The sequence below is a fragment of the Nanhaiella sioensis genome (assembly GCF_046557775.1).
GTDB classification, from domain to species: Bacteria; Bacillota; Bacilli; order Bacillales; family SM2101; genus Nanhaiella; species Nanhaiella sioensis.
Genome location: NZ_JBKAEG010000001.1, coordinates 4,628,201 through 4,655,195, shown reverse-complemented (window position 1 = coordinate 4,655,195; position 26,995 = coordinate 4,628,201). Strand labels below are relative to the sequence as shown.

22 protein-coding genes are annotated in these 26,995 nt (G+C 35.2%); 1 reads left to right on the top strand and 21 read right to left on the bottom strand.

Annotation, left to right across the window (positions count from 1 at the left end; translation table 11 throughout):
• Window positions 1-53: 53 nt before the first annotated feature.
• The 9 genes from V1503_RS21990 to msrA form a co-directional block, all read right to left on the bottom strand.
• Window positions 54-1,478 (bottom strand): aldehyde dehydrogenase family protein, encoded by a 1,425-nt coding sequence (locus V1503_RS21990; RefSeq protein ID WP_410629156.1) that lies wholly within the window; start codon window positions 1,476-1,478, stop codon window positions 54-56.
• A 27-nt stretch (window positions 1,479-1,505) separates the two neighbouring features.
• Window positions 1,506-2,786 (bottom strand): peptidase, encoded by a 1,281-nt coding sequence (locus V1503_RS21985; protein WP_410629155.1) that lies wholly within the window; start codon window positions 2,784-2,786, stop codon window positions 1,506-1,508.
• Between the two features lie 25 nt (window positions 2,787-2,811).
• Window positions 2,812-3,474 carry a 3-oxoacid CoA-transferase subunit B gene (locus tag V1503_RS21980; RefSeq protein WP_214484264.1) on the bottom strand — a complete coding sequence of 221 codons (663 nt, stop codon included), beginning with the start codon at window positions 3,472-3,474 and terminating at the stop codon, window positions 2,812-2,814.
• Window positions 3,459-4,160 (bottom strand): CoA transferase subunit A, encoded by a 702-nt coding sequence (locus V1503_RS21975; protein WP_410629154.1) that lies wholly within the window; start codon window positions 4,158-4,160, stop codon window positions 3,459-3,461. The genes V1503_RS21980 and V1503_RS21975 overlap by 16 nt, the downstream gene beginning before the upstream one ends.
• 29 nt (window positions 4,161-4,189) lie before the next feature.
• On the bottom strand, window positions 4,190-5,536 hold the full coding sequence (locus V1503_RS21970; RefSeq protein ID WP_214484262.1) for an aspartate aminotransferase family protein: 1,347 nt from the start codon (window positions 5,534-5,536) through the stop codon (window positions 4,190-4,192).
• Between the two features lie 739 nt (window positions 5,537-6,275).
• Window positions 6,276-7,181 carry an NAD(P)/FAD-dependent oxidoreductase gene (locus V1503_RS21965; RefSeq protein ID WP_410629153.1) on the bottom strand — a complete coding sequence of 302 codons (906 nt, stop codon included), beginning with the start codon at window positions 7,179-7,181 and terminating at the stop codon, window positions 6,276-6,278.
• A 151-nt stretch (window positions 7,182-7,332) separates the two neighbouring features.
• On the bottom strand, window positions 7,333-7,470 hold the full coding sequence (locus V1503_RS21960; protein ID WP_214484260.1) for a hypothetical protein: 138 nt from the start codon (window positions 7,468-7,470) through the stop codon (window positions 7,333-7,335).
• Window positions 7,471-8,065: 595 nt separating this feature from the next.
• Entirely contained in the window at window positions 8,066-9,031 is a 966-nt protein-coding gene (uvsE, locus tag V1503_RS21955) for a UV DNA damage repair endonuclease UvsE (protein ID WP_410629152.1), read from the bottom strand.
• Between the two features lie 309 nt (window positions 9,032-9,340).
• Complete coding sequence (gene msrA / locus V1503_RS21950) at window positions 9,341-10,297, bottom strand: peptide-methionine (S)-S-oxide reductase MsrA (RefSeq protein WP_410629151.1); 957 nt, start codon at window positions 10,295-10,297, stop codon at window positions 9,341-9,343.
• Window positions 10,298-10,649: 352 nt separating this feature from the next.
• Here msrA and V1503_RS21945 point away from each other — a divergent pair, with 352 nt between their 5' ends.
• Window positions 10,650-10,985 (top strand): hypothetical protein, encoded by a 336-nt coding sequence (locus tag V1503_RS21945; RefSeq protein WP_410629150.1) that lies wholly within the window; start codon window positions 10,650-10,652, stop codon window positions 10,983-10,985.
• Between the two features lie 539 nt (window positions 10,986-11,524).
• Here V1503_RS21945 and V1503_RS21940 read toward each other — a convergent pair.
• The 12 genes from V1503_RS21940 to V1503_RS21885 form a co-directional block, all read right to left on the bottom strand.
• Window positions 11,525-11,713 carry a hypothetical protein gene (locus tag V1503_RS21940; RefSeq protein ID WP_214484256.1) on the bottom strand — a complete coding sequence of 63 codons (189 nt, stop codon included), beginning with the start codon at window positions 11,711-11,713 and terminating at the stop codon, window positions 11,525-11,527.
• Window positions 11,714-12,012: 299 nt separating this feature from the next.
• A complete protein-coding gene (locus V1503_RS21935) occupies window positions 12,013-12,600 on the bottom strand; it encodes a YpmS family protein (protein WP_320258596.1) in 588 nt (195 codons plus the stop codon).
• Window positions 12,601-12,628: 28 nt separating this feature from the next.
• Complete coding sequence (locus tag V1503_RS21930; protein ID WP_320258597.1) at window positions 12,629-13,417, bottom strand: SGNH/GDSL hydrolase family protein; 789 nt, start codon at window positions 13,415-13,417, stop codon at window positions 12,629-12,631.
• 270 nt (window positions 13,418-13,687) lie between these two features.
• Window positions 13,688-14,281: an SCO family protein gene (locus V1503_RS21925; protein WP_410629149.1), complete on the bottom strand. Its 594-nt coding sequence runs from the start codon at window positions 14,279-14,281 to the stop codon at window positions 13,688-13,690.
• A 170-nt stretch (window positions 14,282-14,451) separates the two neighbouring features.
• Complete coding sequence (locus tag V1503_RS21920) at window positions 14,452-17,295, bottom strand: VWA domain-containing protein (RefSeq protein WP_410629148.1); 2,844 nt, start codon at window positions 17,293-17,295, stop codon at window positions 14,452-14,454.
• Window positions 17,279-19,090: a vWA domain-containing protein gene (locus V1503_RS21915; protein WP_410629147.1), complete on the bottom strand. Its 1,812-nt coding sequence runs from the start codon at window positions 19,088-19,090 to the stop codon at window positions 17,279-17,281. Before V1503_RS21915 ends, V1503_RS21920 begins: the two co-directional genes overlap by 17 nt.
• A gap of 9 nt (window positions 19,091-19,099) precedes the next feature.
• Window positions 19,100-19,975, bottom strand: a complete 876-nt coding sequence (locus V1503_RS21910) for a DUF58 domain-containing protein (RefSeq protein WP_410629146.1) — start codon at window positions 19,973-19,975, stop codon at window positions 19,100-19,102.
• Window positions 19,972-20,979: an AAA family ATPase gene (locus V1503_RS21905; protein ID WP_320258601.1), complete on the bottom strand. Its 1,008-nt coding sequence runs from the start codon at window positions 20,977-20,979 to the stop codon at window positions 19,972-19,974. Before V1503_RS21905 ends, V1503_RS21910 begins: the two co-directional genes overlap by 4 nt.
• Before the next feature lie 4 nt (window positions 20,980-20,983).
• Window positions 20,984-22,516 carry a DUF8809 domain-containing protein gene (locus tag V1503_RS21900; RefSeq protein WP_410629145.1) on the bottom strand — a complete coding sequence of 511 codons (1,533 nt, stop codon included), beginning with the start codon at window positions 22,514-22,516 and terminating at the stop codon, window positions 20,984-20,986.
• 4 nt (window positions 22,517-22,520) lie between these two features.
• A complete protein-coding gene (locus V1503_RS21895; protein WP_410629144.1) occupies window positions 22,521-23,372 on the bottom strand; it encodes an ABC transporter permease in 852 nt (283 codons plus the stop codon).
• A 2-nt stretch (window positions 23,373-23,374) separates the two neighbouring features.
• On the bottom strand, window positions 23,375-24,307 hold the full coding sequence (locus V1503_RS21890; protein WP_410629143.1) for an ABC transporter ATP-binding protein: 933 nt from the start codon (window positions 24,305-24,307) through the stop codon (window positions 23,375-23,377).
• On the bottom strand, window positions 24,304-26,715 hold the full coding sequence (locus V1503_RS21885; protein ID WP_410629142.1) for a DUF8725 domain-containing protein: 2,412 nt from the start codon (window positions 26,713-26,715) through the stop codon (window positions 24,304-24,306). The genes V1503_RS21890 and V1503_RS21885 overlap by 4 nt, the downstream gene beginning before the upstream one ends.
• Window positions 26,716-26,995 lie beyond the last annotated feature (280 nt).

The window sequence follows — 26,995 nt, the reverse complement described above, 5'->3', positions numbered from 1 at the left end:
AGCTAATTTTCAACAATGCCTTCTAGTCCTTTGAGGGTGACTGTAAAAAAAGTTTATATTTTTCTAAAGCATACCAATTTTGTTTCTAACATTTCATCAATTGCATACTTTATTCCTTCTTTCCCGATTCCACTCTCTTTAACGCCACCATAAGGCATATGGTCTACACGAAACGTTGGGATGTCGTTTATCATAACTCCTCCAACCTCCAGTTGATCAGCTGCCTTAAGGGCTAGTTGAAGATCATTCGTAAAAATCCCTGCTTGCAAGCCATACTTAGATTCATTTACTTCTGTTATCCCTTCTTCCATTGAAGAAATTTTATTAATTATAACAACAGGTGCAAAGACTTCCTGACAAGAAACTTTTTCAGTTGAAGGAACATTAAGCAATACAGTAGGTTCTAACATATTATTAGCTCTTCTCTGGCCACCAATCACTAGCTGAGCCCCAGCAACAACCGCTTCGTTAATCCATTTAAGAGAGCGCTCAACATCTTGCTCGGAAATTAATGAAGAGATGTCAGTAGTATGATCTAATGGATTTCCAATTTTTAACTTCTTCGTTTCTTCTAGAAAACTCGTAACAAATTGATCATATATTTCTTCATGAATATAAATCCGTTGTAATGAAATACATACCTGACCAGCAAAGGAGAAAGAGCCATTAACACATCTCCCTATGAAGTCAGTTAAATTAACGTTCTTATCGATTAATAATGCGGAGTTCGAGCCAAGCTCCAAAGTCACCCGCTTTAAACCAGCTTGGTTTTTTATTTTTTTTCCTATCTGTGGGCTTCCAGTAAAAGTAATCGCTTTAATTCTATTGTCGGTCACTAATTTTTCTCCGATTTTTGCCCCACTTCCAGTCACTATATTGAGTGCACCTGGTGGTAGCCCACATTCCATTAATAGCTCACCTAAGTAGATAGAAGAGAGTGGTGTTTGGCTAGCCGGCTTTAATATAATTGTATTTCCAGCTGCAATTGCTGGACCGATTTTATGAGCTACTAAATTCATTGGGAAGTTAAAAGGGGTAATAGCAGCAATAATGCCAAGTGGTTGACGCAACGTGTAAGCAATTCGATTCTCTCCTCCTGGAGCGGCATCCATTGGTACTGTTTCTCCATTAATCCGTTTTGCCTCTTCAGCTGCAAATGTATATGTCATTATCGTCCTGTCAACTTCAACAATAGCTGCCTTAATAGGCTTTGCTGATTCTTTAGCGATAATCGTAGCACATTCATGACGGCGACCCTTTAATAATTCAACTAGTTTCATCAAAATTTGTGCACGTTGAAAAGCTGTTAGCTGCGCCATTGACTTAGTCGCATGATCAGCTGCATCAATTGCGAGATTTATTTCTCGTTCATTTGCAAACGCTACCTCAGCTAACTTATCACCGTTGTATGGGGCATATAGATCTCTATATTCGCTCGCTTTTACCCAATCTCCGTTAATAAGCAGGTGTTTTTTCATCATACTCCCCCCTATTTGCTACTATAACTATTCAATATTTTCTTCAATCACACCACACCATTCCAAAACTGTCAGAGCGATAATCTCAGCTGTTTGAAATATTTTGTCTAATTCAACAAACTCGTTTGGATAGTGAGCAACCTCTGTAACCCCTGGTCCAAACACAACTGTTGGTATATCGCCAACTTGTGAAAGCAGCCCACCATCAGTTCCCCAAGGTGAAGCTTCTACTATAGCCTGTTCATTCATAATTAAACGATATTTAGAGCTTAATACATTGATTAACTCATGGTCTAAGTTAAGCGTTCCAGGTACCCACCTAGCACCAAACCATTCCAAATCAACTGGGTTATGTTCAAACCAACTATCTTGTAAAGATAGGGTTGTTAGCCAATTTTTCATTTCGGCTTGTGCTGCTTGTAATGATTCATTCGGTGCAACACCCATTCTTCCTTCTATAATCACCGTATCAGCTACTGATGATGGCCAAGTTCCTCCTGAGATTTTACCGATATTTATTGGGATTGGGATTGGGATATTTGCATATAGAGGATCATTTATATTTTCGTTGCGTTTTTTTTCAAGTTGTTCAATATGGGTTACAACAGACATGCTTTTTTCAATCGCACTAACACCTTCATACCTAGTACCTCCATGAGCGGCTCTGCCTTTTACCATTAATCTAAACCACATAGATCCTTGTTGTTTAGGAAATATTTTCATATTTGTAGGTTCTGGAATAATTGCAGCATCTGCTTTATACCCTCTTAATAATGTAGCTAACGTTCCAGCACCGCCACTCTCTTCTTCAATGACACTTTGAAAGATCACATCCCCTTTTAATTTAATACCTAATCCCTTAATGGCATCTATGGCTAATAATAATGCAATATTTCCACCTTTCATATCAGTAGACCCTCGACCATATAATCGGCCATTTTTTACTTCCCCACTGTAAGGGTCAATATCCCACTGATTATGATCACCTTCTGGAACAACATCTATATGTCCGTTCAAAATAATCGATCGACCACCACCGCTTCCTTTCAATACAGCAACAACGTTAGGGCTATTAATGAAGTTCTTCCGTGTTGATACAAAAAATGCACTAGTCGTTAATTCACTTATAGAAGGTTCCCATATATCGATCTGTAAACCTAATTCCCGACATTTTTCAATAATTACAGCTTGAGCTGACCCTTCATTTCCTTGAGTACTTTCCTCTTGAACTACTTTTTGTAACAACTGTGTCGCTTTCGTTTGATTATTACTAATCCATTCATGAATGCGCTCTTTGTGATGATGCATTTGTTAGACGCTCCTTTCTTGTCAATTATGGAATTACTTGTAGATTGTCACTTACATGTAGCAAGGCACCTGTTTTATCAATAACATCTTGAACTGAGAACGGTGCCATTAACTCGGATAATAACAAACCATCTTTCGTTACATGGATCACCGCCATATCTGTAATGATCATGTGAACACAGCTTTTTGAAGTAAGCGGTAACGAGCATTTTTCAAGTATTTTTGGTTGTCCCATTTTATCTGCATGACTCATTACGACAATAACTTTTTGTGCTTTTTGTGCTAGCTCCATCGCCCCGCCCATACCTGGTACCTTTTTACCGGGTATAATCCAATTGGCCAAATCTCCGTTTTGACTCACTTGTAACGAACCTAAAATCGTTAAATCTACATATCCACGTCTAATCATTCCAAATGCAATAGCGCTGTCGCAATAAGAAGCACCGTTTACAACCGTGACTGGATATCCTGCTGCATTGCAAAGATTCTCATCTTCATTTCCTTTTTTTGGGCTTGGACCAATTCCAAGCACTCCGTTTTCTGCATGAAACATGACATGAATATCTTGTCGAAGGTGATTTGGAACTAATGATGGTATACCAATTCCTAAATTCACAATCATCCCATTCTTTATTTCTTCAGCAGCTCTATTAGCTATTCGATTACGTACATCTATTCCCATACCCATGACCAATTCACTCCTTTACTTTGAACAATGCTATTGACGAAAATCCCAGGTGTCACAATTTCTTCAGGGTGAATATGACCTAACGGTACAATTTCTTCAACTTCGGCAATCGTATAATTTCCTGCCATTGCGACGAGAGGGTTGGTATTTTGAGCCGTTTTGTCGTAAATTAGATTCCCGAACGGGTCACTTTTTTTAGCATATATAATGGCCACATCTGCAGTTAATGGCGATTCTAGTAAATATTCTTTTCCATCAACTGTTATTCTTTCTTTTTCATGGTTAACAGTTTCATTATCTATACCGATATCTACTAATATCCCTCCAAGACCGACTCCACCAGCTCTGATTCTTTCAACTAAAGTTCCTTGTGGTGAAAACTCAACTGTTAAGTTATCGTCTGACATTAACTTTCCTGCAACTGGATTTGATCCTATATGTGATGCAATTAGTTTACTAGCTAATCCTTCACACACAATTTTCCCAATACCTATTTCTGGAAATCCAGCATCATTACCAATTAAGGTCAAATTTTTTGGTCTTTTCGATAAAATTTCATCAATTAACGTTGGGGGACTACCAACTCCTCCGAAACCACCGAACATTAGCGTGCTATTATCTGTTATTTGTTTTACAGCATCATATGCGGTAACAATTTTTTTAAATGAGTTTTCGATACGAGACACCACTATTTCACCTCTCAATACTAGGAATCTTACATCCCTATAATTTGCAGTTCTTTTTGCACTTCTTGTAATGATATTTCAAAAAGGTTAACTAGTTCATCAATTTCTTCATTAGAAATAGTCAAAGGAGGAGCTATTAATACAGCATCACCACCAACCCCTTCAGTTCCAGCGTTGGCTGGATAAACAAGCAAACCTCTCTCCTGAGCTTTGTGCACAACAATATCTGTTACATTTACCTCTTCTTTAAATGGTAGTTTACTAAATATGTCCGAAACAAACTCAACACCAATTAACAGACCTTTCCCCCTAACATCACCGATAATTGGGTTGTTTTGACGTAGTTTATCCAATTTCTCCATCAAGCTATATCCCTTTTTTTCAGCTGATACTACTAAATTATGTTTTTCTACATAGTTAATTACTGCTAATGCTACTGCTGCTGATTGTGGATTCGCACTAAATGTATGGCCGCTCATGATTGTTTTTGATCCTTTAATAAATGGCTGCATAACATGATCGCTTACTAACGTCGATGCTATTGGTGTATAGCCCCCACTCAACCCTTTTCCTAAGGTGATAATGTCAGGTTCAACATTCCAATGGTTAATTGCAAACATTTTTCCAGTACGCCCTAAACCTGTCATTACTTCATCTGCGATAAATAAAATATTATTTCTTTCACAAATATCTTTAATCGTTTGATAATAATTCGAAGGTGGAATAAGTGCACCAGCAGCAGCTCCAATAATCGGTTCTGCAATAAAGGCTGCTATGTTCTCGGCGCCAATACGTTTTATCACTCGTTCAAGCTCTGTCGCACACATTAACTCGCACGAAGGGTATGTTGAATGATATGGACAACGATAACAATAAGGAGGTGGAATAATAGGTAAATCGTCAAGTAAAGAAATAAATCGAGCCCTCCGTTTTAAGTGACCAGACATAGATAATGCGCCTATGGTTATGCCGTGGTAACTCATCCATCTAGATAGTATTTTATTTTTTCCTTTCATATTGCGCTCCTGCCAGTATTGAATTGCTATTTTCATTGCTGTTTCGGTTGCTTCTGAACCACTATTTACAAAAAACGACCAATGAAAATCACTTGATGTTAGCTCACTCATTTTTTTAGCTAGTTGTTCGGCAGGTTCATTTGTAAATTGCGAACGATAAACAAAGGAAACTTTTTTCGCTTGATCTGCCATCACGTCTATAATTTCTTGAACCCCATGACCAATACTTGCAGTAATCGCACCAGATGATCCATCTAAATATTTTTTTCCTTTAGTATCGTACAAGTAAATACCTTTACCATGACTAATAATAGGGTACTCTTTGTCTAATACAGGTTTAATTAAATGAGTTTCCTCCAAACTATAACCTCCTTTCATTAACAAAGGCTGTTTATTGCTAGGTTGTTTTCCCATCGATTAGTGCTTTTCGTTTTTAGGCACAAGCACCTAAGCTGTCTTTTTGGCATTTTTTCTACGATTACATGTATTGAGCTCTCATAAAACTCAACATACTGTCCATTTTTAGTAAAAATAATAACATTGTTTACGAAAGAGCCTTTTACAATGATTGTGAATTACCTATTAAGGAATAACCAAGTATGCAACTTTTGTTACGTATACAAGTCTTAGCTTTTCACCCTTGGAGTTTCAAAATCAGTATCCGTTGATAAATCCCTAGTTAATTTTTTTAGAGTTAGAATAGCAACTTTTCCTCTTTACACATCATATGTAAGAAAGATTCACTTTTTTCTAACTGAAAAAAATTTATTTATTATTCAACATATACGGTACAAAAATAAGTGGTTTTAGATTGGTAGATATCAGGTAATTTTGTATATTTGTGTATGATTCCTAACTTTTTTAGCTCAAGAGAAGTTTTGTGACATATGAGGATAGTTCATAATGAATATCATGAGTCTTTATTATATAAATGAGAATTAATAAGATGAGGAAGTTATTGTTGAATTAACTCGGGATGATCACCAAGTTATAATATCATCCAATCGCTTCAACATTCATTTTGTCATATAAGAGGCTAAAATAACATTTGTTCGGAGGATAGTAACTTATATTAAATAACGTTTTAATAAGATCAAATTCACCTTTCTTCAAGAATACGTTTATGGATCCAAATAGCTGCTTGGGCACCCTCCCCCATCGCTAGCGTTACTTGTTCAGAATGTATAGTGATGTCACCTGCAGCCCATATATTTTTAACACTTGTTTCTTTTGTGCGATGATTTGTGACAATATGATGATTCTCCATTCGTTCTACTCCTAGCTTGTATGCTAAGTCACTGTTCACTTTATTACCTCCAAAGCCAATAAAGCCTCGATCAGCCATAATGATTTCTCCGTTACCAAATTGAACTCCTGAAAACTGACCTTCCCCTTGTACTATAATCTCCGTAATACTTTCATTAGCTAATGTGATATGATGTTCACTTAGCTCGCTCAATAGTGATTGTTTGATAGTTTCTTTGCCATGGTTTACATAGACAATATTTTCCGACCAGTATGTAAGTGTTATCGCAAGAGATGCTCCAACATTTCCCGAACCTATAACTATAACCTTTTTATTTGTCACTTCGTATCCATCACAATCCGGACACACATAAACCGTTAACCCTAAACATGGTACAAGTTTAGGAATGTTGGGGAACCGTTCAACAATACCTGTTGCAAACAACACTCTTTTTGCTTTATATGAGTCCCCCTTTTCACCGATTAACACAAATAGCTCGTCCTGCTTCCTTACATCTACTATTTTGTCTTTGATAAAACAAACTCCTAAGCCTATCGCATGCTCTTTACCTAATTGACGAAGCTTCTCTCCACTTACACCATGAGGCCAGCCCAATATATTATGGTAACACCGGCATATTGAAGACCTCCCTTGGTTATTGTCAATGACTGTAATACGATGATTATATCTACCTAGTTGGATTGCTGCTTGAAGTCCTGCTATTCCTCCTCCAATAATGAGACAATCATTTTCCACCATACTCCACGCCCTTATAACATTATTTTTTTATTTTTTTAAGAACTACAATTGACAACATATTCCTTATTAGATCCTTAATAGATAGTAAAAACGAACTCAGATGTTTCATCCTCCATCTGAGTCAAATTATTTTGCTTGAAAGCAAACTGCCTTAAACTTGTCGACGCTTGTTCTTTCTAGATTTAAAAGGCACTTGTTTCTTACTTTCAATAACTCTTTTATTTCTCTCGTCTATTTCTGCATCATTTGCTTCATAAATTAATTTAATTTCATAATCATTGTTAAGCATAAATATACCTCCAAACAAACCAAACTCCTACCATACTTATCATGACCGAAAAGCTGTCTCAATATGCACTAGGCTAGTTTGGAGACTGTATTACACATTGTTTCAATTTTTTCACCTATGTTGCAATAAAAGCTAGTTGTTCAAAGTACGATAAATATACTCAAAGGGAAAACAGTTTTTTATGAGTTTTTATTTTAAAATTTGATTTATAAATGAAGTATATACGACGAAATACATGCAAAACGATCACCACTCGTCTTTGTATTATGTTTAAAATGAAGATGGTTAGCATCTTGTTTACATAATGTATTTATAGTAAAGTACATTTTCTTATCTAAAGTATCTAGGGTCTGTTCAATCGTTGTAAGTAAAAAAATAGACCTCTATCATCACATACAGTAGGTCTAATGCTGTAGCTATTTGTTATTGGCTGTTTTTACAATTATTTGCTGCTATTCATAATAAGATTCCAATACGCATATTGCTAACGTTTTGAGTAATCTTTTCTTCTCTAATGATTATAAGGATTTATATCATCAAGATACCTAATTCAAATTTAAGCAAGAAAAAGAACAAATTGTAAGAAAGAGCGTTGTTATTTCATGTAAAATGTAGAACCATCAATTATTTCAATATGTTCTACCATCTTTAACTGTTCCATAATTGTAAACAATGCTTCGTCCTTTCTTTTCGCTTCAATCATACAATCAATTTGCGGAATGCTACCTTTTATCTCATTCAAAAAACGCATGAACATTGATAGGTCAATATAATCTGCATGATGCCTAAAAGCTGTTTCGCTTTTCGGACTTGAAATATGCATTTTAATTGGGAGTGGTGATGTTTCCCAAGTATTCACAATACGTTGCCAGTTCATTTGCCAACTTTCTTGCTGATGGTGTGCGAGGTGATGGTGATAATCGAAGACGAGTGGAATATTTAGTTTTTCACATAAATATAGTGTATCGTCAACTGTAAATGAAGTATCATCATTTTCAAGCATGATCATTTTTTGAATTGCTCTTGGTACAACCATCCAATTATCTACAAATCGTTCAAGTGATTTTTCCGTTTCCTTATAGTTACCTCCAACATGCATGACACAACGGTGAGTTATATCAATTCCCATTGCCTTTAGTAGTATAAAGTGAAGCTTTAAAGTTTTTAATGAATTTTGTAAGACGTGTTTTTTGGGAGAATTTATGATGACAAAATGATCAGGGTGAAAGTCGATCCTCATTTGATGCTTGTTGACAAAATTTCCAATATCACGCAGTAACAATTTTAATGGCTGTAAAAAATTCCAATCAACAAGCTCTTCGTGGGTTGCTAATGGAATTAGCCGTGAAGTAAAACGATAAAAATGAACATCAGATGCGACATTATGTTTTAAATGTTTGAAAGTGTTGTTTAAATTTAACTGTGATATTTGTTCCAATTTATGCAATGCTGCCTCTCGATCCTGTATTTTCTGAAATTGTGAGAAGGTCATTGTTTTTGATGGAGAGGAATTTGCCAGTTCCATGCTCATTGCAACATATCCAAGTCTAACGATCGTCATAGTATTTACCTCACAATAGTCATAGATGAGTAAAGCAATGCGGTCTTATTCATTATTTACAAATATTAAAATGATATGTAAAGTTTATATTAAAGTTCATAAGAATACGCTTAACAGATAAGTCCCTATCTTTTTGATGGGGTTTTGTCCGTTAAGCGATTGTATTTTTTTATTGTCTGTAAATCCATAGGTTGATACTATACGAATTAAAAATGATTACGTGGACAGCTTTCATTCGTGTCATCTTGTCTTTAATCTTATATATTGATGAAAACTGCTTAAATTTTTGTAAAAAAGCAAGCAGAGACTTTATTTTTTGAATAGTCTTTTAAAATCACCATAGCCTTCTTCTTCTAGCTCATCCTTTGGAATAAATTTTAGTGCAGCTGAATTAATACAATAACGTAAACCGTTAGGGCCTGGACCATCATCAAAAACATGCCCTAAATGAGAGTCTGCTTGTTTACTTCTCACTTCAGTTCTTACCATATTATGACTTACATCCATATCTTCTTTGACACCTGTTTCATATATTGGTTTAGTGAAGCTAGGCCAACCACAACCTGAATCAAATTGTTCGAGAGAGCTAAATAGTGGTTCACCTGAGACAATGTCCACATAAATCCCTTCTTGCCTATTATCCCAATATTCATTTTTGAAGGGTGGTTCTGTACCATTGTTTTGTGTAACCTCATATTGAATTGGAGTTAACCTTTGCTTTAATTGTTCATCTTTTTTTGTGTCTCGCCAATGTTTTTTCAAAAATGTATCTCTCCCTGAGCCTTGTCGGTACATTTTATAGCGAAACGGATTTTTTTTGTAATAATCTTGATGATACTCTTCAGCTTGATAAAATGTCATTGCAGGTAAAATTTTTGTTACGATAGGTTGTTTAAACTTTCCACTTCTTTCGAAGTCTTCTTTTGATTGTTCTGCTAATTTCTTTTGTCCTTCTGTATGATAGAAGATAGCAGTTCTATACGAATCCCCTCTGTCATGAAATTGTCCACCAGCATCTGTAGGATCAATTTGCATCCAATATAATTCTAACAATTTTTCGTACGGAAAAACCTCTGGATTAAACGAGATTTGAACTGCTTCGTAATGACCTGTTGTTTCAGAACATACTTCCTTGTATGTTGGATTTTCTTTATGTCCACCAGTATAACCAGATATTAATTTGTTAATGCCTGGTTGCTCGTCAAAAGGTTTAACCATACACCAAAAACAGCCCCCAGCAAAAGTAGCTAATTCATTATTTCTCATCTAATCACACCTTTCAATTGTATGTAACTGATAATACATTTTTTTTATAAGAAAATGCAAAAGATTAAGCTTGTAAAAATAATGTGAATACCGAGTGCTTCTACGATTTTTAAATGATAGCACAGGAAAATGACGTAACTTCTCGTTAATAGCTAGAGGTCAATAATTTTGCTTAGCTCTAAGTCATTAACTAATTTCGCATTGATACGTCCTTTTCACAAGAAAATATTACAAATAAGACCTATGTCATTATTGTAAGATGCACTAATAAAAAGGAGGTATTGAAGTCATTAGAAAAAAGTTATTAGCCCTTGCTATGATTCTCATTTATTTATCTTCTTGTAGTAGTCAATTGGATGAATCAAAGTCAGAAAAAAACAATGTAACAGAAGTTGTGATATCAGGAGCTGAAAAGGATCCGGTTGATCTGAACAAAGGATCACTACATGTAGAAATAACATTACCAATTACATTATTCCTAGAAAATGAGATTGAATTAATAGCTTCTGATGGGATTATTGAGATAAATGATAACGGTGACGGTACTGTTACGTGTATTATGTCAACATCCAAATATGAGGAAATGAAGCAGCATATGTACGATAGTCTATTAGAGACGATAGCATGGGTTGAAAATAATAAAGGTAATGCTGCCTCTTTTCTTCATGACAATTCAATAACTAAATAAATAAAATCCCTTTTAGAAAATCACAAAATTATATGATTATTTTTAATCCTATAAATTGCTTAGCAGTTACACATATTGGCATCATTCGGTAGTAATGCTATAATGATACAAAAAATTAACAAAGGTGTGATGATACTTGTCTTGGGGTATTGTTATCTTTATTGCGATTGTATATGCTCCCATTTTTTATCGGATAAACAGGCGGATAAACCAATTGGAAGATGAAGTACGGCGTTTAAAAAATAACTAGTTTGTTTGGGTATACTCTCTTACACTATTAGTAGAAGTAAGGGAAGAAATGAACGGTCATGTACGGGGTTTTAATTAAATTTTTTTAGCCATTTGTTGACTAATGGACTTCATGTCACTATTTTTCTATGTTAATAATTGGAAAATTAACCTTTTAGCGACATATGCAAAAATATAAGCAACACAGATTGTAACATAATCTTTTACAAATGAAGACAACAATATAAATGATAGGTGGGGTAAATTCCCCACCTATTGTTGTTCATAAACCATGAATATGAAGGAAGATTTCATTGTTGTTCTGTTGTTAAATATTCAATGGCTTTAACATTTTGCTTTAAACTCAGTTCTAATTTCTCAATTTCTATCTCATTAAGTACATTTGGATTTTTCGCAAAATTTGCTAACTTATCTATTTCTGCAATGATGTCATTAAACGTTCCTTGCATATAATTGTGGAATTGTCCTTTTACTTGCATCTTCCAAGCTCCCTCCAATATAAAATATCGTCGATTTACTCTTTAACATATGTTTCGACTAATATTTTGCAGTTTATGGGGGTAGCACTAAAATTTCTTTAATAAGGCTGCTTTCGCATTGATTGATGTTTTTCATATTAAGAAGTAATCCCTACACATTAGAGTGCGTAGCAGCTTTACTACTGTATATTGAGGACTAACAATGTAAAACACTTTTTATAAGTACTTCTTTGATAACAATTCAATGTTTACGAAAATAACCTTTAGCAATTTGTGACAAGTGAGTTTCGATACTACACTTATTTTATAGCTGGAAATAATAAAACCATCTCAATATGATCATTTGCTAAGTCAAATTTATTAAACTTCATTTTCATTCCTTCATCATCTATCTGTAATTCGTTAAAGTTAACATTTATAAGCTTCTGAGAAGGCTGAATAGTAATCCAATCTGGTATAGGATAATGGTCACTAATATATTTTAATATAGCGGATACTGGTATTTTGAGGTTCCCAACTGACATCGATTGTTGTTGTAAAACAATCGTACCATCTTCCTGCAGATCGGGAATAAAGTCCATTACCATATTTATTTTTTTCCCAAACATTGAAACCGTTCCTATTAACTCAACAGTTTCTCCTAAAATCACCTCGTATTCAATTGGTTGATCTTTCGATTGTTTTTTAATGTTATAGTTGATTAATTCATTAAGTTCTTGTTTGTTCGTTCTTATCAAAAATTCAGAATATTCATCATCTGTTGTAGATCGTTCTTCTAATCGCACATGATCATCCGACTGCATGATTAAATAACTAACATAAAAAACAACAATTATATTTATTGTCAATAGTCCTAAAAAAAGCCACTTCCAATATTGTTCTTTCATCATAATCCCTACTTACTTAAATTTTAGCTTAGAAATTTCTTTGAAATTGTTGATAGCTTTGTTTTAAGCTATCGTACACTCTTTCTGCAATTAGTTGATACCCCACTGTATTGGGATGAAAATAATCATTATTTAGTAACGCTTTCGTATTTTTTTCAAATAAATCTCCAATTTCCACAAAAAGGGTCTGTTTGTGGCCCAAAGCAATTTGTTTGCTTACTTCATCCCATTTTCGCATAATTATATTTATTTCTTCCAAATTATCAAACCAAACACTAAATGGATTATATAGTCCAATGATCACGATAATGCAAAAAGGGTTTTCACTTCTTATTGCTGCTAATATTTCACCTATATTTTTTTCATAGTTTTGTTGCTGCTTATCGAACATCGGAATAGTGAGCTCGAAATAGTTATCACGAACCACCTTCATAATATCATTGCCACCTATCGAAGCTACCACTATATCTGCATTCTTTAAAGAGTGAATAATCTCATTTTGTTTAACGAGCTCTAATAATTGCGAACTACGCAAGCCTCTTTTACCGAAATTATTCACTGTAACTTTATGTACATAACTTTCCTTTGTTAATAATTCCTTCAAAAAGCCAGGATACCCACCCATTCCAGAGCTATCTCCAACACCTTTTGTTACAGAATCTCCAAGTGCAACGAGAGAAACAACGCCATTTGACGCGGCTTTTACTCTTCTTGCTTCATACTTTATTACATCTGCTTCACTCATCTCTGCATAAGTATGATCATTTCCTAATAACAAGCAGCAACTAATACATACTATCCAAAACCTGAATTTCATGACAACACCCTCAAGCTTTACGATATAGGTTAAGTATCATTAGTTTATGACTTGTAATTTGTAACATGTAGCATTCATATGAAAAATTATTGGTAATTTAGGAATGTAGTAAGGTCTTAATTTACTTTGACATGGACAAGACAAATTCCTTCTTTTTCTGGAATACTGCTTAAATTTATTCATCCCTAAATTGTAGGTTAATCAAAAACGTCGATGACCCATAAAATGAACCATCGACGTTATGTTAATATTTACTAATACACCCTTAATCTATTGCAGCACTTTAATATGTGAAACGATTTCGTCATATGGTGTATCTGTTATTCCTGAATAATACTTGATAATTGTACCGGTTTGATCAACTAAATAAAAGTCGGTACCATGTAAAACTTGATCTTGGTTTGTCGGCTTTTGGACAAGTGTCTTAAAGTTACTTTTTGCAAACTCTTCGATAAAACCTTGCTCATATCCAGTTAAAAAATGCCAGTTGTCAAAATTCGCATCAAACTTCGTCCCATATTCCTCTAGTATTTCGGGGGCATCCACTTCAGGGTCTACGCTAAAGGATACGAATTCGATGCCTTCTATTTCTTCCTCTTCTAACATACGTTGTAACCTTGCCATATTTGCAGTCATCGGAGAGCATACTGTCGTACAGTTAGTAAAAATAAAATCAGCTACCCAGACTTTTCCTTCTAAATCATTAAGCCCAAATGGCTCGCCTTTTTGGTCAGTAAAAGTAAAATCTTCAACAAGATATTCCACTTGATTTGGTATTGCAGCCTTATCTGATTCAGCATTCCCGCATCCAGCTAGGATAAATAATAAAGACATTGTGATAAGTACAAGATATTTTTTTGTCATACGATTTGTTCCTTTCTTCGCATTGACTGTAAAGATGCCCATCTCATTCAGTCAATTTTTTCAACCATTTTGATTATAATAGAAAAATACACCATACTCCAACATTAAAGATAGTATATTGCACTATTAAACGTAAAGAAAGAAATATCACAGACACTAAATTGTCACAATTAACGACGTCTTTTATTTTTTGCTTTTAATAATCGATCAAGCCTATCCTCATGATCATCGGTTTGGGCAATTTTACTGTTCGCCTTATTATCACCATTATTTTTGAGAATCTTATTATCCTTTTGCTTAACGTTAGAAATAGGCTTGTTACTAACGTTCTTTGTTACATTTTTATCAATAGTCATTTTAGTCTCTACTTGATGAATACGATGTGTAGATACCTTTTTCTTTTCTTGTAATCTTCCGAACGTTTTTTCTATTTTTTCATTTTTGGCAGCAGCTTCATGCTGATGGTTTGAGCGGATGGTAGCTACTTTGGCAATAAGCGGCTGTATACCAAATCTTCTTATAGCAATTTCTATAATAAAAAGGAAGAAGGCTAGCAACAATAATAATTCTTCAATCGTTTGCTTTTTCACATTTTTATTTGTTAACGCTCGAAATGCTTGTTCAGGACTTTCTATTAGCTTACCATTCCCAACCGTTACAATGTCTTGAAGTAATGGATCATTTTCTCTTTTTACTTCAAACTCTTTTGAATATGGAACTACTATAGCTTTGTTAAAAGTACTCTTAATTTCTTCTCCTTCACGCTTCATTAATTGCAAATAATGAATTCCAGGTTCAGCAGCAAAGCTCATTTCATACTTTCCTGGAGCTATACTACGTAGCTCTGCATCAACCTCTGAACCTTGGTCGTCCACAAGCTTGCTCTCTAATGGCAATAAATCTGTGTCGGCTGATTCAATCGTTAGTACTACTTCTTTGCCATTTGTAGTTTGAACAACATCATATGCATTCTGTTGAAATGTAGGTAACGTCCATGTAATTAGATCATTCCACATAACAGGCCACTCATTCCATGCTGGCCAAGCTCCTGCCCATTCACCTTTTAGATCAGACGTCCAAGCTATTGTTTTACCTAAACCGGATTTCCAACTAGTTAGCACTGGGTCACCCTTTTCAGATGTAAGAACTGTTTCAGCCCTTCCCTTTTCTGTCGTCGCAATATAAGCATTCATTTTCGGAATGCCCTCGCCAAACAATTGCGATACACTTGTACCTGCAATTGGTGTAGGATAAAACGGATTATCTTCAATGTATGTTCTAGTAGTCAAAGCCGTTTCTCTAGACAATATACTAGGAATTGTTGAGGCATCAGCAACATCATAGAAGCGCCCATTTCCTTCCATTGCAAGAGATTCAAGTAATCTTCGGTCTGCATCTGAGCCAATTGCAACAGTCGAAATCGTAATATTATCATTTAATCCATCAGATATTAATGAGTTATAGTCAGCATTGGTTGCAGATTGACCGTCTGTTAATAAAATGATGTGTTTTCGTTTTAACTCAAGAGGTGTTAATTGATCATACGCTTGCTGTAAAGCGGGAAAAATAGCTGTCCCTCCACCTTCCTGAATTGAACGAATACTATCTACTACCTCTTGTTTATCATCTAGGGGTGCAGTTTCAACAATTTGCCATGGTTTGTCGTCAAAAGCGATAAAACCAAGAGTATCTTTATCTCTTAATAATTCAACCGTTCGTGCAGCAGCTTCTTTAGCAAGGTCCATTTTATAACCTGCCATACTTCCTGAACGATCTAACACAATGGCCATTCCTAAGGACGGCATTTCTTGTTTACCTTTAAGCTCCATATCCACAGGAAGAATATCCTCAATTGGTGTTTTAAAATATCCACCAAGACCGAAGCTTTCCATACCACCTGTCATGATGAAACCTACACCGAAATCATTTACAGCCGTTTTAATCATTTCCATTTGTAATTGGCTGACCTTTGTAGCTGAAACATTAGCAAAGACGATTGAGTCATATTGTAGCAGAGAAGCAATATTGGTAGGCAATAACTCTGGTTTTGTTTCTACTATACTCAAGCTGGCTGAATTAATCGCGTTTGCTAAATTATCCGCATCACCTTCGTTGCCTTCAACGATCAAAATAGTTGGTGTTCCTTTTACGCTAGCAACTGCATGGGCAGCATTATTTTGTTGTACTTCATCACCTTCTGCAATGATTTCTGCTTTATATGAATGCAATGTAGTAGAATCTACGATATGTGAAAAAGAATAACTGTTTCTTCCTTGCTTTACATCAATCTTTTCACTAATAATTTGTTCATTGTTTTTCGTGATTTGTAGAGTAGCATTCAAATCTTGATTACTTTCTATATCTATACTTAGCTTTGCTTGTTCCCCTACATATAATGTAGATGGTACTTCAAGGCTTTCTATCGCTACATCAGTTTTAGTTGCCGGTGCAAATGGCATTACATCAATTTCTATACCTTGTTGTGCTGCAAATTTCGTAGCCTGCAAAGCATCACCTACGTTTTCATTCCCGTCTGTTAATACTACAACCCTGCCTCCTGCATTTGACAGCATAGACGAAGCGAGTTGAATACCTTCTGCTAGATTTGTATAATTTGTCTTTTCCATAACAGGCAACTGCGTCGTATTCAACGGTTTTTCTGATATGGAACGAACTACAGATGCATTATCAGCCACAGATACGATACCATAGCGGTCCTCTACTTCCTTCTTATCTACCGCATCCTCCACAGCCCCAACCATCTTATTTTCTTGTTGGCCAACACTTGCAGAACGATCGACGACAAATACAGTCGTCACTCCATTAATTGGGTATAATATAGTCGGTACCGTCAAGGCAAGGATTAATAATGTATATATGATCGATCTAAGCGTAATAACAGACACTTTTTCAATCTTACCTAGCTGTGTTCTGTCTTTCGCAAAGAACACAATCGTCATAATTGCAGGTATAAATAGTAAGAGCAGGAGAGGATACTTAAGCTCTAATCCCACGTCGGTACACCTCCCATTCCACAATTAATATCATAGTGGCAATTAATATAAACCAGTATGAAGCGACATTATGCCGTTTGCTTGTATTGTTTTCAGCTTTAGAGTCAGATTCAGCTAAGACAAAACTTTCTGAAGACACCATCTTCTTTTCACTTTCCTCTAAGATGACTGCAAATAACTTTTCCTTCTGTCCATCTTCACCACGTTCAATAAACCTATAAATTCCAGGTTCATTTGGAACTGCTAAAACCCCATCATCCATAGTCATATCCTTCACTACTTCATAATCTTCATTAAGAATAGAACGACTTGACGCATCCGTCGATAAAGAAACGTCTCTTACCTCACCAGGAGAAAAATAACCTAGTTGAGAATTCTGCTCAGTTAAATAAGTGACCGCATTATATAAAAAGATCGGAAAACTTGCATGTAGAGGCCAATCTGAATCTTCGATATCCATGGACAAGAAAATTATAGGATGTCCTTCATATGTGCCCTTACTAATAAGATCCGTTTTACCACTTGATGCAATTGTAGATAGTTCTAAACCTTCAAGTGGGTACGCATTTTGAACGTAAATATTATTCATGTTAACAAATTGAAATAATGGATCATTACTCTTCACTTCAATTGCTTGTTCAAGTTGTACTTTTTCTTTTACTTCATAAGAACCACCTAAGGTAGGTGACAGAATCATTAAGGGACCATCGGGCCATTTTTCCTCAGGTAAATTACTTACGATATATACTCCGTCTTCACTGTCTGTGAGGTCATCAACACTGTCTGCTTGAACTACTTCTTTACTCATATTGACGAGTGCTTTAGATATAAATGGACTCACATTACCTATTAGATTGACGGTTGGGTCATCATTTATATTCATAAAAGCAACACTGCTATTATCGAGCTGATAATCATCATTTACATGAATAGTTGCTTTGTAATAATCGTATTCAGGCAGTTGAGGAATTTGAATATCACGTATTGTTTTAGGCTCAATTTCTTCCTTTGATGTATGCAATTGCTTACCATTCGACTCAATATTTATTGTAAATATTACCTTACTCGCTGAATCATTTGCTACAGACGCAACTGCCCTTATCTCATCACCAATTTCACCGACACCGAAAGATCTTAAAGAAATATTATTTGTTGAAGTACCGATGTTATTTACGACAATCCTCTCGTCAACAAACATTGTAGCTATGTCTTCCTCCATAACCGAATCAGAAAAAACTTGGATTTCACCTGTATCATCTGCTAATAACGCAGCTCCATATTGAATTGCTTCAGCAATGTTAGCATTCTCATAAGACAATTGTAAATCACTGATCACTTTACGGATGTTTTGCTTATTCGGATCTTGTAATAATAATATTTCCGGCTTCTTACCCGACCCAATAATTGTGACTTTTTGAGCTTGTAATTTATCTATCATTTTTGCAATCTCATTTTTTGCTATATCAATACGTCTTTCCTCTTTTTCTTTAGCACTCATTGATGCTGATGTGTCTACCACGATAACAATGTGATCCCCTTCAATTGCTGAATCATTAAAATACGGTTGGGCTAAAGCGATAATAATCATGGAAAGGATTAGCAGTTGTAGGTATAGCAGGATGTGACGCTGCAACCTCCTCCACCATTTAGATGCTTCCCACTCTTGCATCACTTGTTGCCATAACAGTGTCGATGGAATCACTTGCTGTTGATATTTTTTTCTAAATAAATAAAAAGCGATAACTACTAATAAAAAGATGCTTAACAACAAATATGTTGGCGCTATTAATCCCATCTACTCACCTCACACAATCCAACCTTTTGGCATCAACGATTCAAAAATAATTTCTTCAATTGTTTCGTTTGTAGAACATCTTATAAAACCAATTCCACGATCAAAGCAAAATTGCTCTAGATCCTCAGTATGTTGGTTTACACGGTTCACATAATTTCTTTTAATTGAAGGTAACATTGAAACATTCATTTGTTGATTCATCTCACTATCTATTAATTTTAAATCACCTTGATAGTTTGGATTAGTTTCTTCTTCCGTTAATAATTGAATTACATATAATTCCTGTCTATTCGCCTGAATTTTTTTAAGAGCAGCCGTTATATCATCTAGTGGCTCTAAAAAGTCACTTATGATGATGCTCACACCTGATTTAGGAACGATGTTATTAGTAATACTTTGCGAAAATGTAGTTTGTTCTGATACACTATTTGTTAACTCACTTATATAAAAAGCAGCCTTGTTAGCATATGCTCTCCCTTTTTTATAAAAAAACGGAGAGTCCGTAGAACATACTGGAAAAATCCCAACTCTATCATCATGACTTAATGACATATATCCAAGTGTAGCTGCTAACCTTTTAGCCAAAAGCCATTTTTCGTCAATTAGATTCATTGATTTTGAACAATCTAAATATAAAGAAATAACTAATTCTTGTTCATCTAAAAATCTCTTAATATAATGCTTGTTTGTACGTGCATATATATTCCAATCAATTTGTCGCAAGTCATCACCTGGCTGATATTGACGATAATCCGAAAAGTCCAATGATTGCCCTTGTTTCATTGATCTTCTTGCTCCTTGTTGGAAGCCACGCTTTTGTCGTTTTGACTGAATTCGATGCTTATTAAGACGCATTAATAAAGCACTGTCTAAAATGTTGGTCATTTTTTATTCACGCTTTGCTCAACAGTTGTAATTAATTCTTCAATGATGGTATCTGTACTAATACCGGCCGCTTCACCTTCAAAATTTAAAAATAGCCGATGCCGTAAAACAGCTTTCGCACACTTTTTAATATCTCCTTTTGAAAGATGAACTCTACTATTACTTAACGCATGCACCTTACCGATTTGTATCATACTTTGTAACCCACGAGGCCCTGAGCCATAACGAACAAACTTTCTTATCATCTCTGGTGAAGAATCATTCGTAGGATGACTTGCAACGATGATATTGGTTGCAAATTCTAACACATCGTCACTAACAAGTATCTCTTTAGCAAGATTTTGGATTTCAACTATATCATCACGATTGATCACTTTTTGTAATGATGGTGTTGTCGTTGTTGTTGTCTTTTTGATAATTTCCTTCAGTTGTTCTTTCGTAGGGTAATCGACGTTAATTTTCAATAAAAATCGATCCATTTGTGCTTCTGGTAATGGATACGTACCTTCAGTATCCAACGGGTTTTGGGTCGCAAGAACAAAAAAGGGCTCTGCTAATTTTTTCGTATCACCCATAACAGTTACTGTTTTTTCAGCCATGGCCTCAAGAAGAGAGCTTTGAGTCTTAGGTGTTGCACGGTTAATTTCATCAGCTAAGACAATATTCGCAAAGACTGGACCTTCGTGAAAAACAAAGTTTTGCTTTCCTTGCTCGTTAGGCTCTAACATCATTGTCCCAGTAATGTCAGAAGGCATTAAATCTGGAGTAAACTGGATTCTTGAAAAATCCAAGTTCATAACGTCAGAAATTGTTCGAATAAGCATCGTTTTTCCAAGTCCGGGTAACCCCTCTAACAATGCGTGTCCACCAGCAAAAATCGTCCATAATACTTGGTCAACCACGTCCTCTTGCCCTACTATAAATTTAGAAATCTCTAGTTTAGATTTTGATATCTTATCTGCAACTGCTTGTAATTGTTGCTCTTTTTGTGCTAATTCTACCACGATTTTACTCCTCCCCTGGATCTATTTCTGTGAAATAATCCTTCACAACTTCTTCTAAATACGATGGTAAATCTGAGCGATCAATACTCTCTCTATATGCTTGTGCATATTCTCCATAAACTTCCTCATACGGACGTAACGTACCATTTAAAATTGGCCCCTGACCCTCAGACTGTTCACTACTACCTTTACCTAATTCGCTAAAGTCATTCTCAATCGTATTAGTACCGTTCAAATACTCAGGTATTGTTAGTTCACGAGATCCTTGACCAAATCCAGCTCCAGATCCACCTGTACCTGAGCCTGTTCCACCTGAGCCTGATCCTGATCCTGAGCCTGATCCTGAACCTGAGCCCGAGCCGTTTCCTTGATTATTACCTGATTGTGATTGGTTGCTACTGTTCGTTCCACTTTGTGTTGCAGTCGTTGAAGCACTGTTATTTTGTTGTAAGGCCAGTTGTGAAGGTGTCCCTAAACCAGCATTAACCATTTGCTGTTGTAGTGATGCTGATGTCTGTTGTAGTTGTTGTTGTAGCTCATCAAGCTCTTGCAGTGAGTTAGATTCAGCAAATGCATCATTTAATTGCTGTTCAAGGTTTGCCAATAATTCATTTAGTTGTTCTGCCGAAAGCTGTTCCAAGTCTGGCTGTTGCCCAGTAGTTTCTGCAAGCACAGATTCTATTGCTTCTTTATCATTTTTAGGTAACCCGTTAAGGTCCTTCTTTAACTTTTCAAGCGCTTCTTGTAATTTTTGTTGATTTTGCTCTGAAAGTGCAGCAGACAATTGGTTCAAGCTAGATTGATTTATATTTTGTTGAATCTTTTGTAATAACTGCTGTTGCTTTAAGGCTTTTTCTTTCTTATTCGCTAGCTTTGCTTCCTGGGCCTGTAAATCAGCTAGCAATTCCTTACTATCATTCGGAGTTGACAGTTGTTTTTTTAGATCATCAACGTCTTTTGCTAACTTTTTATCATCTGGCTTGTTGATTTTTTCAATCTCTTTTTTTGTTTCTTTAGTTATTTGCTTATCGATCTGTTCAAGCTTTGCACTCTCCATGACATCATTAGGAAACATGAGTGATAATGTAGTACATACCGCCAACATTACCGAAATAACAATCTTCTTGCCATGAAATAAAGACAGTTTCCTCGTTTCTACTTGTTGATGTTCCTTTTTCATATGTGATAAAGTATCACGTCGTTGCAATTGACTAATAATCGATTCATCATTTATATACGACAAGGCTGTTTGCACACGATCTTCACCGACATATTCATCATAAAGTTGTGCTGCAACTTGATCTTTAGGTCTGTTTTTAACAGTGAATATAACTGATGTTATGATAGCAACAACACTTATGGCCAAAGCGATCATTATAGGGTGAAGTATTATGATAAACCTCGATGCGATAGCTAGGAAAAAGAATATACTAGCTACCGCGACAAACACATAATGAAGGTTGGTACTCACATGTTCCTTGAGCAATTTCTTTTTAAGAACTTTGAGAAAAGAAAAGAACTTCTGTTTTTCTTCCACTTTATCACCCTCTCTTCGGTTTCATTTTTGGGCGAAGCTTCTTAATGCTGATTAGTAAACATATAACTGTAATGATTAAATAGGAAAATGTAAAACTAATGAATAATGAAAAATCAATATTTGTCATATCAGCAAATTCATTCGCTGCGTTCGGTTCAAGTTCAGCAAGGATCACCGCAAATGGGTTAAACATTCCACATATATATGCAACAACATTTGTTGGTTGAGGATTGGCATTATATGAATATCCAGTCATTTGAAAAGAAAATAACATAATCGCTGCTGTACCAGCTGTAAGAAATAACATAACACCATACGTAACAATCATTGATACGATTGTTTTGCGAATAAGTGTAGAACATAAAATACCTATACTCCCTACAGTTACTATCGTTAGTAAATAAATGACAAATACTGATATTAAAGTGTTCGGTGACACCCCACCAAATAAGAAGACGATACTATATAATGGTAGTGATGAAAAAATGATTAAGAACAAGTACGCCAATGAAGAAACCAGTTTGCTAACGATAATACTCGTTGAAGATTGCTGTGTCGTTAACAAGATGTTTAATGTTTGTCTTTCACGTTCACCACTAACGGTACCTGCCGTTAACCCAGGGGTCATAAATAATATGAGCCCCAATTGTAGAACTGATATGATCATAAACATTTCTTGACTTTCATTCGGTTTAACAATTCCGCCTGGAGAGTTTGAACTATCTAAATAAATATATCCTAGTGCAATTCCTCCTAAAACTAATAGATAGAATAAAATGCCAAGGAAGCTTTTAAATGAACGAAAACGGAGTTTAATCTCCTTATTTAACACTGGATTAATTAATAGGCTTCTCATTGTCACTCTACCTCTCTCGTGATTTCTAGGAAAATATCTTCCAGGTTAGAATCTTCTTCACTAAATGAAAGAATAAGAAGGTTCTCAGACAACGCTTTTTTTAATAAGTTCGTTTGTTCCTGATCATCCCCTGAAAAGGCAAATGATAATACATTTTCAAACCTTTCGTTCCTGTGAAGATTTGTAACAAACTGTTGGTCTTCAAAAAACGCATAAGCTTTTGCCATATCATCTACTAATTTTACATTAATTACTTTATTTGCTTGTAATTGTTTTTGTATTTGAGCGACTGATCCTGTCGCTACAAGCTTTCCACTGTCAATTACCCCAATTTCATCACACATCTCAGCAAGCTCTGGTAAAATGTGAGAAGAAATAATAATCGTTTTACCCATGTTCTTTAGCTCTTTTAAAATCTCACGCATTTCAATTCTTGCACGGGGGTCTAACCCTGATGCAGGTTCATCCAAAATTAGCAATTTAGGATCATGAATTAAAGCACGAGCGAGGCAAAGCCTTTGTTTCATTCCTCTTGATAGCACATCCACATACGAATCCTTTTTATGTGATAAATTGACCAGTTCTAATAGCTGTGGTATGAGCACGTTTCTTTCACGTTCTGGAATGCCATAACTACCACCATAAAAATGTAAATATTCGATTGTTTTGAATTGATCATAGACCCCAAAAAAGTCTGGCATATACCCTATTGACTTTCTAACATTTTTTGGATCCTTCGTCACGTCATAACCGTTTACATATGCTGTTCCAGATGTTGGTGCCATTAATGTTGCCAAGATCGAAAAAGTAGTTGATTTACCAGCACCGTTGTGACCTACAAACCCAAATACAGTACCTTCTCTTACATTGAGGTTTAATGAATCAAGTGCGGTAAAGGAACCATATCTTTTCGTTAAGTTAATTGTTTCTATCATTTGATTTCCCCCTCAACTGAAATAGTAGGCACACGAATATCTTGATGGTCCGATACTTCTAATTTTATAGTAATTATGCCATTTTCATTAACAAACTCGTTGACATTTTCTTTAAAGTTAAAGAGCTGTTTACCTGACAATTCAACCGATTCACCTGTAACATTATTCAATAAGCTATATGCACCAGCTGCTTCACGATTTAAGCTAATTTTCAAGCTGGAAAGTGATGAATCTTTTGCTGTTATGGATGAAGGAATTTGATAAGATATCAAATATTTACCTTTTTCCATATAGATCCAGTTTTCACCGTACTCCAAACCATTGTCAACTACTCGACCATTTTCTCCCTCCTCAACTGAGACACTTGGTATAATAGTTCCTTCAGGTAGCAAAAATTCTCCTACACCTACAGTATCTATTTCTACATTTTGCATTAATAGGTTCAATGCATTATTAACTGATTTTTTATCCTTTATTGATATATCAGTAATTGAGTCGTTTGTAAAAGCGACTAGAAGAGGCTGATTATGTTTTGCTAAAGAATATCTATCACTTATGGCTGTTGACAATAAACGATATTTTCTCCAATTCTCTAAGTCATTCTTTTCTATTTGCCCACCCCAAACGTCCATTCCTGGAAAGGCAGACAATGCAGCAGAATGTGTTGGACCAGCTACTACGTTAGCCAAATTATTTGATTTTATATCCAGTGTTATATCCGTTGTGGTACCTCGCTTAATATTTCCTAGATCATAAGCATGGCTACCAGCGACTAAATACACTTCCTGCAAATCCAAATCTAATTGGTTGCTTAATGACCCTACTAATTTCCCATTTTCTACTTGAAGCTTCACATCAATTTTGCCTATAGGCTCATTTGTAATATTTCCCGTCGCTGAGCGTAAAGACCAATATTCAACGTCATTATAAGTAAGTGCTGTCTTACCTTGACTACTTTCAACCATAGCAAAATTTTCAATGACATCAATTGAGTCAGAATAACGGTTTAATATTGGAATAGGTTGATACGATTCAGACTTTGAAGTAAGGGTATAATCACCACCATTGTTGGATAAGAATGTAGCAACTCCTAATCCATTACCAACACCTTGTTCATCGATAGCTAATATACTTACCTCATTTACTTTTACACTACCTAAACGATCCTTCGCTCCGACGAAAAATATTGACACAGTCACAAGAATAGAAATAGTTGGAATGATAATCCAAGCTTTTTCCCGTTGATCAACTTTTCGTAGAATAATATATAGAACAGGGATGATTACTAATAAGTAGATAACAAAAGTAAGTATCAATATATTTAACGGTATAGCTGATGAATGGAATATCTCTGCAATTTCTGATAAATCATAATGGAAATAGTTTTTATCATAATTCTTTTCTACAAGCTTTGCAAAGACATCATCCCACCAATTTGCATATCCACTCCATATACTTAAACTTTCTGCTCCTATGTTAAAAGTAAATTGAGTTATTTCACCACTACCAACATCTTTATTTAAAGTGATAGGTAATGAGTTATCAGAAAATACTACCTTCGTTTTATCTACTAAATCTCCAGTCATAATAGGAATATTGGTTAATGTCGGCAAATCATCTCCACCGTACTGCTGTAAAAAAGCAAACTGATCAATAAATTGTTCATTCGTAACTTGAAGTGGTAATAAATTACCTACTTCCCCTAGCTGGGTGGCTATATTCGGTACACTCCCAATAATTAAATGTCCCCCACTATTCACCCAATTTTTTATAGCCTGTTGCCTTTGTGTTGATAAAGACGTCACTTGAAAATCATTAATAACGAGTACATCAAACACTTGTAAGCCTAGCTCTTCATTAGGTAGTTCATCTTCTTGTATATTCAGTACCTCTACAACTTCACCATTATACTTTGTAAGCTTTAAAAAATTCAGTGAGTCCGGCGAGTCAGATAACACACCTAAAACTAAACGACTTTCATTTAAATTGATTGGCTCAAGATTTTTATTACCAATTAACTCAACTTCTTTGTTATCTTCCCAGCTTCCCTCATAAAATTTAATTAATGATTCTTTATTTGAGGTTTGCATGCGTACTAAATTTTCCTCAAGTCCTGAAATTGAAGTTTGAATTTTTTTTGTTTCACCTTTGGCAAGCTCCACATGGATAACAGTATTACCGACTTTGCGATTAGTTTCGGAAACAATTACTAAATCTCCACTTACCGCTTTCTCATTTTCGTTTGATAACGTAATGGTTACTGGAAAGCCTCGTCCCCTTTGAACCTTTTTGTCAAAACCATATGAAACATCAACCTTTAAGTCGTTAGCTGCTAAAGCTGTTTCTGTAAATAAGACACTACCTACTAGTAATAATAGTAATACTAATATATATCGCTTTATCTTCAATGCTTCCCTCTCCTTAACAAAATCTAATTTCTCTTTTTGTATTTTCTGTATTACTACTCATAGTACAGTGATATTATATCTAATAACATTATTTTTGTGAAGTGCATAGTCAAAGTTTTTTCAAACCTACAAAATATTAAACGACATATACGCACAAAAAGTTACATAACATATGTACTATATATCACCTTATTTCCTTATTGTCGTGTCTTATATTACAAGGTAATTCTTAAGTTTTTAATTACATAAAAATGAAGAATTTATGAAGATATGTTTTAAA